The sequence below is a fragment of the Microbulbifer salipaludis genome (assembly GCF_017303155.1).
GTDB lineage: Bacteria > Pseudomonadota > Gammaproteobacteria > Pseudomonadales > Cellvibrionaceae > Microbulbifer > Microbulbifer salipaludis.
On the sequence record NZ_JAEKJR010000001.1, the window covers coordinates 1,209,898 to 1,224,464 of the forward strand.

At 60.2% G+C, this 14,567-nt stretch carries 12 protein-coding genes; 6 read left to right on the forward strand and 6 right to left on the reverse strand.

The window, feature by feature from the left end:
* The first annotated feature begins 15 nt into the window (after positions 1-15).
* The 6 genes from nusB (at position 16) to rsgA (ending at position 5,115) form a co-directional block, all read left to right on the forward strand.
* On the forward strand, positions 16-456 hold the full coding sequence (gene nusB / locus JF535_RS05090) for a transcription antitermination factor NusB (protein ID WP_206999783.1): 441 nt from the start codon (positions 16-18) through the stop codon (positions 454-456).
* Positions 457-463: 7 nt separating this feature from the next.
* Positions 464-1,429, forward strand: a complete 966-nt coding sequence (thiL, locus tag JF535_RS05095; protein ID WP_206999785.1) for a thiamine-phosphate kinase — start codon at positions 464-466, stop codon at positions 1,427-1,429.
* A gap of 20 nt (positions 1,430-1,449) precedes the next feature.
* Positions 1,450-1,950 carry a phosphatidylglycerophosphatase A family protein gene (locus tag JF535_RS05100; RefSeq protein ID WP_206999794.1) on the forward strand — a complete coding sequence of 167 codons (501 nt, stop codon included), beginning with the start codon at positions 1,450-1,452 and terminating at the stop codon, positions 1,948-1,950.
* Positions 1,951-1,974: 24 nt separating this feature from the next.
* A complete protein-coding gene (locus JF535_RS05105) occupies positions 1,975-2,628 on the forward strand; it encodes a retropepsin-like aspartic protease family protein (protein WP_242523592.1) in 654 nt (217 codons plus the stop codon).
* 19 nt (positions 2,629-2,647) lie between these two features.
* Complete coding sequence (ribA, locus tag JF535_RS05110; RefSeq protein WP_206999796.1) at positions 2,648-3,259, forward strand: GTP cyclohydrolase II; 612 nt, start codon at positions 2,648-2,650, stop codon at positions 3,257-3,259.
* 725 nt (positions 3,260-3,984) lie between these two features.
* Positions 3,985-5,115, forward strand: coding sequence for a ribosome small subunit-dependent GTPase A (gene rsgA, locus JF535_RS05115; protein ID WP_206999805.1), 1,131 nt, complete (start codon positions 3,985-3,987; stop codon positions 5,113-5,115).
* 88 nt (positions 5,116-5,203) lie between these two features.
* Here the strand turns inward: rsgA and JF535_RS05120 are convergent, their stop codons facing one another.
* From JF535_RS05120 to JF535_RS05145, 6 genes are all read right to left on the reverse strand, one after another.
* Positions 5,204-7,087, reverse strand: coding sequence for a DUF885 domain-containing protein (locus tag JF535_RS05120; protein WP_242523593.1), 1,884 nt, complete (start codon positions 7,085-7,087; stop codon positions 5,204-5,206).
* Positions 7,088-7,478: 391 nt separating this feature from the next.
* Positions 7,479-9,395 (reverse strand): 1-deoxy-D-xylulose-5-phosphate synthase, encoded by a 1,917-nt coding sequence (gene dxs, locus JF535_RS05125; protein WP_206999807.1) that lies wholly within the window; start codon positions 9,393-9,395, stop codon positions 7,479-7,481.
* Positions 9,396-9,576: 181 nt separating this feature from the next.
* Positions 9,577-11,271 (reverse strand): Na(+)/H(+) antiporter subunit D, encoded by a 1,695-nt coding sequence (locus JF535_RS05130; protein WP_242523594.1) that lies wholly within the window; start codon positions 11,269-11,271, stop codon positions 9,577-9,579.
* A gap of 1 nt (position 11,272) precedes the next feature.
* Positions 11,273-11,608: a hypothetical protein gene (locus JF535_RS05135; protein WP_206999811.1), complete on the reverse strand. Its 336-nt coding sequence runs from the start codon at positions 11,606-11,608 to the stop codon at positions 11,273-11,275.
* A gap of 16 nt (positions 11,609-11,624) precedes the next feature.
* The gene (locus tag JF535_RS05140) at positions 11,625-13,094 is read right to left on the reverse strand and encodes a proton-conducting transporter transmembrane domain-containing protein (protein ID WP_206999821.1); all 1,470 of its coding nucleotides are present in this window, start codon (positions 13,092-13,094) and stop codon (positions 11,625-11,627) included.
* Entirely contained in the window at positions 13,091-14,566 is a 1,476-nt protein-coding gene (locus JF535_RS05145; protein WP_206999824.1) for a monovalent cation/H+ antiporter subunit D family protein, read from the reverse strand. Before JF535_RS05145 ends, JF535_RS05140 begins: the two co-directional genes overlap by 4 nt.
* Position 14,567: the final 1 nt, after the last annotated feature.

Sequence of the window (14,567 nt, forward strand, 5' to 3'; positions counted from 1 at the left end):
CGAGAAAACACTGAAATGACCGTAACCGCATCCGCCCGCCGCAAGGCACGCCACTACGCCATGCAGGCCCTGTACCAGTGGCAAATGGCAGGCTCCAACCTCAACGCCATCGAAGCCGAGTTTCATGCCGACAACGACATGAGCAAAACCGACGTGGCCTACTTTCGCGAGCTGCTCCACGGCGTGGCGAAAAACCTCGACGAGATCGAAGAGACCTACAGCCAGTACCTCGACCGCAACGTCGAAGAACTCGACCCGGTGTCCCGTGCCCTGTTGCGCATGTCCACCTTCGAGATGAAAAATCGCGTCGATGTGCCCTACAAGGTCGTCATCAATGAAGCCGTCGCCCTCGCCAAGAAATTTGGCCCCACCGATGCCTTCAAATTTATCAACGGTATCCTCGACAAAGTTGCCGCCAAAGAGCGCAGCGTCGAAGTAAAGGCCGACAAAGGCTGAATTGCCCATGCCCGGCCCCGGCGAATTTGAACTGATTCGGGAGTACTTCACCTCCCGCTTTCAGACCGGTTCCCGGTCGGGCACTGCCGACAATGGGGTAGAGCTGGGTATCGGCGACGACTGCGCCCTGCTGCTGCCCCCCGCCGGCAAACGGCTCGCCACCAGCGTCGACACCCTGGTAGCCGATGTGCACTTCCCCGCAGGCGGCGACCCTTATCGTATTGCCAGCCGTGCCCTGCGGGTCAACCTCTCCGACCTCGCCGCCATGAACGCCGAACCCCTGTGGTTCACCCTTGCGCTTACCCTGCCGCACAGCGATCCCGCCTGGCTGGAGCCCTTTGCCCGCGGCCTGGCAGAAACTGCGCACGAATTTGGCATCACCCTGGTGGGTGGCGACACCACCAAAGGGCCGCTGTCCATCACCATTCAGGTCACCGGTGCCTGTGCGCGCCCCCTGCGGCGGGATGGCGCCAGCGCCGGGGATATCATCTACGTCTCCAACCAGCTGGGGGCGGCTGCCGCGGCACTGCCTGTAGTGCTGGGTGAGGTGACTGTGAGCCCTCGACAGCAGCAGCAGGCCGAGACCGCCTACTATGCGCCCGAGCCGCAGTTTGCCGTGGCCCGGGCTGTTGAAGGCTACGCCAGCGCCGCACTGGATATATCCGATGGATTGCTGGCTGATCTCGGGCATATCTGTGATGCTAGCCAGCTGGGCGCAGAATTGAACCTGGATCAGCTCCCAGTGGCCGTGCTGGCCCACAGCCTGCAGGCAGACGCGGCGGTGGAAACCGCACTGACCGGCGGCGACGACTACCAGCTGTGTTTTACCGTGCCAGCACGGCATCGTGACGCGGTTCAGGCACTGCAGCTACCCATTACGCCCATTGGCCACCTGAGCGAAGAGCCCGGTATTCGCTGTCAGTGGCACGGCAAGCCCTGGCAGCCCCGGGGTACCGGCTACCAGCATTTTTGACGGGCAGGAATCGAACATCCATGACTAACGCACACACCGTTACCCCGACTTTTGCCCAGCTACTGCGCAGCCCGGTGCTGCTCCTGGCCTTTGGATTCGGGTCCGGGCTGGCGAAGAAGGCCCCCGGTACCTTCGGTACTCTGGCGGCGATTCCCTTGTGGTACGGCCTGCAGTTCCTTTCGCCGGCGGCTTATATGGGAGTACTTGTGGTGGCATTTGCCCTGGGGTGTTACCTGTGCGGCGCCGCCTCTAAAGCTCTAGGGGTGCACGATCACGGAGGGATCGTGTGGGATGAGTTTGTCGGCTACTGGCTGACCATGTTCCTGGCTCCCGCTGGCTGGCTGTGGGCCCTGTACGGTTTTGTGCTGTTCCGTATCTTCGATATCGCCAAACCCCAGCCCATCGGCTGGGCAGACCGTCGGCTTCATGGTGGCCTAGGCATCATGCTCGACGATATACTGGCAGGAATCTACGCCGCGCTGGTGTTGCAGGGCACGGCTTATTTGGTTTACTCACTATGACCATAACGATGAGGCAGGATGCCCATGAAGCTGCGCAAGATAGTACCGTTTGTTGTTTCGCTGAATGTATCGCTGGCAATGCCAGTGATTGGACACACACAGGATGTAAGGTTACAGGCGATATTTGGCACCAGTGCCATGTTCGAGATTGGAGGTAAACAGCGGTTGCTGAAGGCGGGCAGTGCTTCCCCGGAGGGGGTAAAGCTCGTGTCCGCAACCAGCGACCACGCCGTGGTGGTGATTGGCGGTCGCGAGCAGAAGCTCACCCTGGCCGCTCCCGTCGCTGCCAACTACGCCCAGGTGGACCGGCCGGAGGTGCATTTGAGCCCGGACAGCCGCGGCCACTACAACACCACCGCCTGGATCAATGGCCGCCGGGTTCCGGTGATGGTGGACACCGGGGCAACGAGTATCGCGTTTAACTACCCGATGGCAAAAAGTCTGGGACTGGATTTGTCCGGTGCACGGACGATTACCGTGTCCACCGCCAGCGGCGTAGAGCGTGCCTACAAGATACAGTTGGCCAGTGTCACCATCGGCGGCATCACCATACGTAATGTGGATGCGACCGTACTGGGGGCCGATTTTCCCCAGGTGACCCTGCTGGGGAACAGTTTTTTGAGCCGTGTGGATATGCAGCAGCAGGATGGTCTGTTACTGCTGCGCGCACGCAATTGATCGAATACGAGGTATCAGTTTGACCATTCGCTATGTGGAATCTTCCAAGCTGCCCACATCCTGGGGCATGTTTGAGATGCACGGTTTCGAGGAAGTGGAAACCGGGAAGGAGCATGTCGTGCTGAGCATGGGGGATCTGGATACAGATGCGCCCGTGCTGGCTCGCATCCACTCCGAGTGTTTGACTGGCGATGCCTTGTTTTCATTGCGCTGTGATTGCGGCGCGCAGCTGCAGCACGCCCTGCACCGGATTGCCACCGAAGGTCGCGGTGCGGTGTTTTACCTGCGCCAGGAAGGCCGTGGCATCGGCCTGTTGAACAAGATCCGGGCCTATAAACTGCAGGATTGTGGTGCGGATACCGTGGAGGCCAATGAGCGCCTGGGCTTCGGAGCCGACATGCGGGATTACTCGATCCTGAAGCCGATGATTGATCATTTGGGCATCAAGTCCATTCGCCTGATGACCAACAACCCGCGCAAGGTGAAGGCGTTGCAGGACCTGGGAGTGGAGGTGACTGAACGCCTGCCACACCAGAGCGGTCGCAATCCGCACAACACCAATTACCTCTCTACCAAAAAGGGCAAGCTGGGGCATCTGTTCGACGATGAGGATGGCTCTGAGCGTTCGTAAAGAGAACGATGGAGGGGAAAGCGCTGACTGCGAGAGGTTTTCACTGTCACAAACCTTTCACGAAAGCGTCACGGGAAGGCAACGTTAAAACGCCAACCTATACGTGAGCAAGATGCTGATCCCGCACAGCGCTCAGGAAGAGCAAATCAGGTACCCATGGAGTGCGGTATCACCCACAGCGTCTATACTCAAATTTATCTGAATGCTGGTGGTCGAGAAAGGTGATGTACCGTCAGTAATCCGATATAGAGGCCGGCATTTTTGCCGGCTTTTGTTTTTTATGTGTCGTCGAAAGAAATGACATCCATGTCACTTGTCTCTCCGACGCAATCGAAAACATGGGCGCAGAGGCGTAGCTCTGCTGGGGTTTCGATCGCTCGCGCCAGCCTGCGACCGCGAGCGCTACATCCTGTAACGCCGGGCACTACCTAGCTCGACCGTTTTTCTAACCTATTGCGCAGGGGCGGCGGCCCTGCTAAATTGCGCGAAATTCCACCAGCGGAGGCTTGTTGATGAGTGTATCCAACTCCCGCCGGGCCAGCCGCGACTGACCGTAACCTAGTCAGCCACCTGCCCGGCAAGTTCCCTTTTGTCGGGTTTTCCTACCTAAATTGGAAACCCCATCCAATCGTGCCCCTGTCCAGAGTGCCTCTGGATATGAGGCTAGAATGACCTGTGCCTGACAGTCACAAAATTGTGCCAGGTACTTTTGAGGGTTTAGGACATTGAGTAAATCCCTGATTTCACGCCGCCCGGTATTCCGACGCGGTGTTTCTAGCAGTGGCCAGGAAAAGCCTGCGGCGGCGGAGTCGCCCTTGCGCAAGCTCGGCTGGAAGCCGTTTTTCCAGCAGCAGCTGAGTCTGGACGAGCTGAACGACTGCGTGCCGGTCAAGGTCATGGCGGTGCATCGCAGCCAGATCGAGGTGACGGGCGAGGCTGGCGATGAGGTGGTGTTGGTTCATGGCCCGCTGTTTGACGATGCCAGCGAGCGGCCCACGGTGGGCGACTGGCTGTTGCTGGAGCGTGCATCCCGCAAGCCGCTGCGCCGCCTGGAGCGCAGTAGCCTGTTCAAGCGCATGGCGCCGGGCGCCCGACAGGCGCAGTTGATTGCGGCGAATGTGGATAACGTGCTGATCGTTTCTTCCTGCAACCACGACTTCAACCTGTCGCGGGTGGAGCGCTATCTGGCGCTGGTGAAGGAGGCTGGCTGTCGCGCCTGCCTGGTACTCACCAAAGCCGATCTGGACCAGAACCACGATTCCTACCGCACTGCCCTCAAGGGCCATCGCGACCTGCCAGTGGTACTGGTGAATGCGCTCGACGCGGAGAGTGTGGCGCCGCTGCGCGAATACTGCCGCAGCGGCGAAACCCTGGCGCTGCTGGGTTCATCCGGTGTGGGTAAGTCCACTTTGCTGAACAGCCTCGCCGGCGCCGAGCTGGCCGCCACCGGTGGCATACGTGAGGATGACAGCAAGGGCCGGCACACCACCCGGCACCGCGCGCTCTATGCCATTCCCGACGGTGGCCTGCTGCTGGACAGTCCGGGTATGCGCGAACTGCGGCTCGCCGATGTACAGGATGGCCTTGCGGCGACCTTTGCGGATATCAGTGCGCTGGCCGCCAAGTGCCGGTTTGCCGACTGCGCTCACGAGTCGGAACCGGGCTGTGCGGTGCAGGCTGCCATCGAATCGGACACCCTGGATGAGCGTCGCCTGCGCAACTGGCGCAAGCTGGAGCGGGAGGTGCGCCGCAATACGCGCACGCTGGCGGAGTCGCGGGCGGACGACAAAGCGCTGGGGCAGATGTACCGCTCGGTGCAGAGCCACGCGCGCGCACGCAAAAGTGGGGAAGAGTAGGGAAGAGAAGTGTAGGGATACTCTGATCCTGCCAAAGAAAAAAGGCCCGCTGGCGTTTCGTCAGCGGGCCTTTTTTAAATGAGCGAAATTAATTGGGCGCTGCCTGGCCTGCGGTATCGGGTACCGGTGGGGTAAGGCTGATTTGACCACCCTGGGATTCGATCCAGTCATTCATCCGGCTTTCCAGCACATTCAGCGGCAGCGCCCCGGCGCCCAGTAACGCGTCGTGGAACTGGCGAATGTCAAAATTGTTCCCCAGTGCTTGCTCCGCGCGCGCGCGGATTTCCTTGATCTTCAACTGGCCTACCTTGTAGGCCAGCGCCTGGCCCGGCCACACCAGATAGCGATCGATTTCCACTACGATGTCGTGTTCCGGCTTTGCGCTGTTATTGACAAAGTACTGGATGGCCTCGTCCCGGCTCCAGCCCAGCTGGTGCATGCCGGTATCCACCACCAGCCGCACCGCGCGCCACATATCGTAGGTGAGCGCACCGAATTCATTGTAGGGATCGGTGTACAGACCGAGGTCATACCCGAGGCTTTCGGAATACAGCCCCCAGCCCTCCACAAACCCGGTATAGAACTTGTTGCGACGCAGCGGGTGGATATCCCCCTGTTCCTGGGCGAGGGCAATCTGCAGGTGGTGCCCCGGCATGGCTTCGTGCACCGTCAGTGCTTCCATTTCCCATTTGGGGCGGCTTTTCAGGTTGTAGGTATTGGCAAAAAATACCCCGGCGCGGCCCGCTTCCATGGAGCCGGGCTGATAGTAGGCGGTGGTCTGCGATTTTTCCGAGTAGCCTGGGATCGGCTTCACGCCGTAGGGCAGCCGCGGCAGGGTGCCGAACAGCGCGGGCAGCTCGCCATCGATGCGCTTGGCAATATCCCGGTAGTCCTTCAGCAGGTCTTCTTTGTTGTCGTAGTAAAACTGCGGGTCGTTGCGCAGGAATTCGGTAAACGCCTTGAAGTCGCCATCGAAGCCAGTTTTCTGGATGATGCGATCCATCTCGCCGCGAATACGGCGCACTTCTTCGAGGCCGATGCGGTGAATTTCTTCCGGGCTCAGGTCGGTGGTGGTTTCTTCCCGCACTTTGTAGGCGTACCAGCGAATGCCGTCCGCATTTTTGGTGAAGGCAATTTCAGTGTTGGCCTTGGGAATGTATTCACGCTCAACGTATTCCGCAAAGCGCTGCCAGTTGGGAATCAGGGTTCTCTGGTAGATATTCTGCGCGCGCGTGCGCAGGCGATTCTGCTGTGCTGCGGGAATACTTGCGGGCATTTCATAGAATGCTTTGAGCAACGGGCTCTGCTTGGGATCTGCCGGGATCAGTGCGCGGATCTGTCCGGGGAGGTCGCGCAGGGTAATCTGTGGTGGCGTCAGCTCTTGCGCCAGCCCCATTTCCATAAGAATACGGGTCTGCTCGATCAGTCCCGGCAGTTTGTCGAGACGCGCGAGAATATCTTCATAGTCTGCGGCGGTGCGCTTGGGCATGGCATTCAAGACGCCCGGCACACTGCGCTGGATGCCGCTCATGTGGTTGACCGGCAGCAGGTGCTCGGGAAACTGGTAGCCGCGCACTTGCAGTAGCAGGTCTTGGTAGAGCAGTTGGTAGTCGAGCTTTTCCGCGTCGTTGAGTTTGTCTTTATTGAGGTGGCGGCTGGCGACGAGCAGATCGCGGGTCTGCCCTTTGCGGCGCTCGATAGCTTTGATGGATTGATCGGTCCAGTCCTGTTCGCCGCCGGGGTAGCCGCGATAGGTGGCGGACTCTGGATAGCTTTCCATAATCCAGCGGTACCGCAGGTCTTGCAGTGCCTGTAGTTTTTCACTGGCCTCTTTTTGGGGTAATGCGTCCATGGCCTTGTCGAAGGCTTTATGGTCCATCGCCTGCACATTCAGGCTGGTGGCCATAATGGCTGCGGAGAAGCTGAGACGCTTTGAGTTCAGGATTTTTTTTACGGAAAGGGAAAAGGACATCGTACTTCCTGTCTCTGTTTTATAGTTTCTAAAAGCTTGAATATAACGAAGTGCGAGAGTGTGAATTTAAGATGGGGCGCTGGGTAAAGCTTTTCGGAAGCGTCGGCGACAGGGACGTCGCCGACGCAGCGTACAGGGATGTATCCACAGGGGGGCGCCTAGCCCGGTTCCGAAAAGCTTTACCCAGTGACCCGGCGCCACTGTAGTTCTTTCGGAGTCCGTCTAAGGCGCTCTGCCCGAAGTACAGTGGCGGCCGAGCACCAGGGGCGGGTTTTCAGGACCGCTGTAAACCCATCCCTGGGCGCTTCGGCGCAAACATCCTGTTTGCGACGATCCTGAAAACCCGCCCCTGGAACCCGGCCTTAAGTTCGAGTTTTCGGCTTCGTAAGCGTTATATTACCGCGGCCTGCCCGTTTGATTGGGACTGGTGCATTTGCGACTGGCGTTCGCGGATTTGTTGTTCGATACCTTGGGCATCAAGGCCGATTTCGGCGAGCAGTTTGGGGTGCTTGCCGTGTTCGATGATTTTGTCGGGCAAGCCCAGTTGCAGCAGGGGCACCGGAACAATGCGTTGGTTCAGGTATTCTGAAACTGCGCTGCCCGCGCCGCCGGCAACGGTGTTTTCTTCGAGCGTTACCAGCAACTCGTGGCTATCGGCCAGGCGGTCAATCAGTGCTTCGTCCAGCGGTTTCACCCAGCGCATGTCCACCAGGGTTGCCCCGAGTTTTTCTGCCGCTTCACGCGCCGGGGCCAGCAAGGTGCCGAAGCTCAGAATGGCAATGTCCTTGCCTTCCTGAATCACGCGGCCTTTGCCCACCGGCAACGCGGTCATTTCTTTTTCGATTGCGACACCCGGGCCAGTGCCGCGTGGGTAGCGCACTGCGGATGGGCCCTGGTGCTGGTATGCGGTGTACAGCAGCTGGCGGCATTCGTTCTCGTCAGCAGGCGCGGCGATGACGAGGTTCGGCAGGCAGCGCATAAACGTCAGGTCGAAGCTGCCCGCGTGGGTGGGGCCGTCTTCGCCAACCAGGCCAGCGCGGTCGATGGCGAAGGTCACATCCAGGTTTTGGATGGCCACGTCGTGCACCAGTTGGTCGTATCCACGCTGCAGGAAGGTGGAGTAAATGGCCACTACCGGCTTCTGGTCTTCACAGGCGAGGCCGGCTGCGAGGGTAACCGCGTGTTGCTCGGCAATGGCCACATCGTGGTAACGCTCCGGAAAGCGCTCGGCGAACTCGACCATACCGGAGCCTTCACACATGGCCGGGGTGATGCCCACGAGCTTGTCATCCTGCTCGGCTGTATCGCACAGCCACTGGCCAAAAATATCCTGGTACTTCGGGCCTTTTTTCTTTGTCTCGGCAACGGCCACCTGCACCTTGGGCTCCGGCTCGAGTTTGTTGAGCGCGTGGTAACCCACCGGGTCTTCTTCCGCCGGGCCAAAGCCCTTGCCCTTGGTGGTGACGATGTGCAGCAGCTGGGGGCCGCGCTGGTTGCGCAGGTTGCGCAGGGTATGCACCAGATCCTGCATATTGTGGCCATCGAGCGGGCCCACGTAGTTGAACCCCAGCTCTTCAAACAGCGTGCCGGGGGTAATCATGCCTTTGACGTGTTCTTCGGTACGGCGCGCCAGCTGCCAGGCCTTGGGAATGGCGGACAGGATCTTGCGGCTGCCCTCGCGCATGTTCAGGTAGGTTTTGCTGGCGAGAATACGCGCGAAGTAGGTGGCGAGGCCGCCCACGTTCTTGGAGATGGACATGCGGTTGTCGTTCAGCACCACCAGCATGTCTCTGCCGGTGTGTGCCGCATGATTCAGGGCCTCGAACGCCATACCGGCGGTCATGGCACCATCGCCGATCACCGCCACCACCTTGCGCTCGTCCGGCGAGCCCAGGGCCATGCCCAGCGCTGCACTGATGGAGGTGCTGGAGTGACCCACACCAAAGGTGTCGTAGGGGCTCTCGCTGCGCTTGGGGAAGCCCGACAGGCCGCCCTGCTGGCGAATGGAGAGCATCTGCTCGCGGCGGCCGGTAAGAATTTTATGCGGGTAGGTCTGGTGGCCCACATCCCACACCAGCCGGTCTTCCGGGGTGTTGTAGATGTAATGCAGGGCGATGGTCAGCTCCACCACGCCGAGTCCGGCGCCAAAATGGCCGCCAGTCTGGCCCACGCAGTAGAGCAGGTATTCGCGCAGCTCGCTGGCCAGCTCGGGCAACTGTTTTTCCGGCAGCGTGCGCAGTTGGGCCGGGTCGTCGATCTGGTCGAGCAGCGGCGTTGACGGGCGCTGGCGGGGTATCTCGTCGAACATCAAGGGTCCTGATTCGGGCATCCGGGCCCCGCACGCCTGGCGGCAGCCCAAGGTATCAATTGCAACTGATATAAGAAGCGGATTGTATGCCCACAGCGGAGAGATTGCATCCCGCGCGAATGCTGGCTCGCCGGTCAGCCTCTTCCTGTGTCTGCCGGCGATGCTCGCTCCGCTGGCGGATTTACAGCCAGCCCAGTATCAGATACACGCCGAGCAGCAGCACCACGCCGGCCACCATACTGCCGGTGAGCCAGTTGCGGGCCATGATGCCGTCGGCGCGGTGGTGGCTGGCCACCCCTTCGATCATACGTTCGACACCGCCGACCGCGGCGCCGCGCAGGCGCTGGTCCAGGGCAAACAGCCGGTCAAACAGGGCGCGCATGGCGTCGGGTACCAGCCGGCGATAGATCCATTCTGCATCCAGGTTGACCGACGGCAGCTCCGGCGGATACAGGTGGCGCAGGTTCAGCCACACGAACGCCAGTGCCGAGAAGAACAGCAGTTGCAGTTGTGTCAGCACGTGGGTGACATCGTAGGGAGTGTAGGACATCTCGTAGGGCAGCAGGCTGTAGAGCGCCTGGGGATAGATACCGATGGTCAGGCACAGGGTCGCGGCAATCGTCATGGCGACAAGCATGTTCACCGGTGGCTCGCGCGCGGGGAGCTTGGCGTCGTGGGCAAAGAACGCAAAGTAGGGGATCTTGATACCGGCGTGGTGGAAGACACCGGCCGATGCGAACAGCAGGATCAGCCACACCCAGTCATGGCCATTCTTGATCGCCGCGCTCATCACCATGGACTTGCTGACAAAGCCACTGAACAGCGGGAAGGCGGAAATCGACGCGGCGCCGATAATGCACAGCACCGTGGTCTTGGGCATCTTCTTGTACAGGCCGCCCAGTTCAGAACCGTTGATCTTGCCGGTGACATGCAGCACGGCGCCCATGGACATGAACAGCAGCCCCTTGAAGATCACATCGTTAAACGCGTGGGCCACCGCGCCGTTGATGGCCAGGGAGGTGCCGATACCAATGCCCACCACCATAAAGCCCAGCTGGTTGATCAGGCTGTAGGCCAGCACCCGGCGCAGGTCGTTTTCGATCACCGCATAGAAAATGGGGAAGCAGGCCATGGTGGCACCGATATACACCAGCAGTTCGGTGCCGGGATAGGCGCGCGCCAGCGCGTAGATCGCCACCTTGGTGGTGAAGGCGCTGAGGAACACGGTGCCGGTGGGGGTGGATTCCGGGTAGGCGTCGGTGAGCCAGTTGTGGAAGAGCGGGAAGGCGCACTTGATACCGAAGGCGAGGAAAATCATCCAGCCCGCGGGGTTGTCGAGGACGCTGCCGTCCAGACCAATGGGCCCAAAGGCGAGCGAATCGTGGGTCTGCCCGTAAAAAACGATGCCGCCGAGCAGCAGCAATCCGGAGAGGATATGCAGGGTGAAGTAGCGCAGCCCCGCCAGGTACGCGCGCCCGTTGCGGCGCGCCCACACCAGAAATACCGACGTCAGCGCCAGCATTTCCCAGAAGATAAACAGGGTCAGCAGGTCGCCGGCAAACACCGCACCCAGTGCGCTGCCCGCATACGCCATGCTGGCCACCTGTTGCAGTGTGTCGCGCACATGCAGGGCGTAAATGACCGAGATCAGCGCCGCGATGTGGAACAGGTAGCCGAACAGCAGGCTCAGCTTGTCTGCCTTGAACAGCAGCAGGTGGAAATCGAGAATCGCGTAGTGGCCGAAGCTGCCCGTGCCGAGCAGCCATAAATTGGCGAGACCGACCACCGGCACCGCAATAAACAGCAGCGCCCGCGCCCAGCCACGCAGGAACAGCCCCAGTGCGGCGGCAATAAAGAAGGGAACAAACGGCGCCATCTCAAACATGCTCCTGCCCCCCGCTCACCGGCGCCGGGGCGTGTGTCGCTTCTGCGTCACTGTCGGCGTTGTCGAAGTCGGCCAGTTCGCGTTTGTCGTAATAGTCTTCCGGTCGCATCAGAAAGGTACGCATCCACTTGGCGGCGAACACCAGAACCACACAACCCACGAAGCCGTAAACCGGGTAAAAGCCGGGCAGGCCTTCCGCGCGGAATTCCGTGTGGCGATGAATCACAAAGTCCAGTGCGAATAACAAGATACAAATGCCGTAGAACACCCGCAGCATTGTGCGGATGTTGTCCGGGTTGTCGAAGAACGCCTGTTTTTCACCACGCATTAGGGCACCTTTAAAATCAGATCCCAGCCTTGATCAGCTGGTAGAACGCATCGGGAAAGAGCAGTAAATAAATACAGCCCGCCGCGGTAATGCTGAGGGCAATCAGGGAGGGCAGCGGTGCCTCTTTGATGGCGACAGCGCCTTCGGCGGTGACCGCACCCGGATTGTTGTTGGTAAAGAACGCGCGCAGCGGAATCGGCAGCAGGTAAGCGATACTCAACAGTGAGCTGACCATCAGCAGCCCCATCAGGACCCACTGCTCCGCCTCGAAAGTGCCCAGCATGAGATACCACTTGCTCCAGGTGCCCCCCGTGGGCGGGATGCCGATGATGCACAGGCTGGCCACCAGGAAGGCGGTCATGGTGACCGGCATTTGCCGACCCAGCCCGCGCATTTCATTGATTTCGGTTTTGTGGGCTGCTACCAGAATGGCGCCGGCGCAGAAAAACAGGGTGATCTTGCCAAAAGCGTGCATCACGATATGCAGTGCACTGCCGGTCATGCCCGCGCTGGTGGCGAGCAGCGCACCCAGGGTGATATAGCCGAGCTGGCTGACGGTGGAATAGGCGAGGCGCTTTTTCAGGTTCTGCTGGCGCAGGGCAATGATGGACGCGAGCAGAATAGAGGCCGCTGCCAGGTACAACAGCCAGTTGGTGGCGGGAATACTGCGCAGGGTTTCAAAGCCGAATATCAGCAGGCACACCTTCAGCAGTACAAAGACTCCCGCCTTCACCACGGCTACCGCGTGCAATAACGCACTCACCGGTGTCGGTGCCACCATGGCTGCCGGCAGCCAGCGATGGAACGGCATGATCGCCGCCTTGCCCACGCCGAATACAAAAAACACCAGCAATACCGACAACAGCGCGGCAGAGGTGTCCGGCAAGAAGACGCCGCCGGGCTGGAACGACAGGGTGCCCGCCAGCAACCAGGTGGCGATGATCGCCAGCAGGAAAAAGCCCACGGACGTGCCGAGCAAAATGCCCAGGTAAGTGCGTCCGCCCTGACGCGCCTTGTCGGTACCGGCGTGGGTGACCAGCGGATAGGTACAGAGCGTCAGCACTTCATAAAAAATAAACAGCGTAAACAGGTTCTCGGCAAACGCGATCCCCATGACCGCGCCAATGGAAACCGCGAACAGGCTGAAAAAGCGGGTCTGGTTTTTTTCCCCGTGGCCGCGCATATAACCGATGGCGTATACCGTGGTGATGATCCACAGAAAGCTCGCCACCAGCGCAAACAGCAGCCCAAGCGGTTCAACGCGAAACGCCAGCGCCAGTCCGGGGAGAATATCCAGCCAGTGCACAGCAATGGTGTGGCCGTCCAGCATGGGCTGGTAGAGCTGCGTCACCACCGCAAACAATGCGCTGGCGGCAATCAGTGAAACGGCCTCGCGCACATTTTCCCGGCGGGCGGTGAGCTGAATACCTGCCAGTGCCAGCAGAGGGATCAGCAGGGTAAGTTGTAACAGAAAGGACTCACTCATTGCGCAGCGCCTCCAAGCAGGAATTGGGCGGCTGCGGCAGATACTTCTACCGGCAGGCGGGTATCAATGCCGAAATAGACATTGGCGGCGATCAGCAGCCACGCCGGCAACAGAATACCCAGCGGGGCCTCCTTCACCGTGTCATCTGCGGGAGCCTGGAAATAGGCCGCTTCCACCAGTTTCCAGATATAAGCCACCGCCAGCAGTGAACCGAGCACCACCAGGATGGCTACCCCCCACAGCTGCTGCTCGACCGCCGCGGCAATCAGGTACCACTTGCTGACAAAGCCCACGGTCAGCGGCATGCCGATCAGGCTGAGCCCGCCCACCACGATCGCCGCCATGGTCCAGGGCATGGTGCGGCCAAGGCCACGAAATTGCTCGATGCGGCAGCCGCCCAGTTGATAAACGAGCCCAGCCAGCGCCAGAAACAGCCCGCCTTTCATCAGGGCATGATTGAACAGGTGTAGCAGTGTGGCCTGCAGTGCGGTGGCCGTGCCGATGCCGATACCAACCACCATGTAGCCGATCTGCGCCACGCTGGAAAATGCCAGCATGCGTTTGATGTTGGCCTGGTAAATGGCGACCGTGGATGCCGCGAACACGCCCACCAGCCCCAGCCCGATCAGCAGGGTGTCCAGCGGCAAGTGCGACAGGGAAAAGTCCACCCCGAACACGGTAAAGGTAAATCGCAGCAGCAGATACAGCGCCACCTTGGTGGCTGTTGCGGCGAGAAAGGCGGTAACGATAGAGGGCGCGCAGCTGTAGGCATTGGGCAGCCACAGGTGCAGCGGAAACAGCGCGAGCTTCAGGCAGATACCCACAAAGATAAACGCAAACGCCGCGAGTACCGTGGAGGATTCACTGAGCGGTGGAATGCGCTCGGCCAGGTCCGCCATGTTCAGGGTGCCGGTCATCATGTACAGGAAACCGATCCCGATCAGGATAAACGTGGCCCCGATCGTGCCCATGATCAAATACTGGAAGGCAGCCCAGAGCGCGCGCCGGTCTCTACCCAGAGCAATCAATGCATAGGTCGACAGGGAGGAAATCTCGAGGAAGACGAACACATTGAACGCATCGCCGGTTGCCACAATCCCCAGCAGGCCGGCAAAGCACAGTAGGTACAGGGTGTAGAACACCGTTTGCCGGTTGGCCTCCAGTTCCCGTGCCACGCTGGTGCGGGCCGCAGCCAGTACCGCCGTGCTGAGTGCGGTGACAATCAGCAGCACCCAAGCATTCAGCAGGTCAATGCGATACTCGATGCCCCAGGGTGCATGCCAGCCCCCGAGTTCATAGGTAATGGGGCCAGACAGGTACACCTGCTGCAGCAATAAAACACTCACCACCAGCGCGGCCAGGCTCACCGCCAGGGTGAACAGCCACGCGAGGGTGGCCTTGCGGATAAACAGGCAGGAGGGTGCCGCCATCAACGGCAGGATAACCTGCAAAATGGGAAGGTGTGCCAGCATG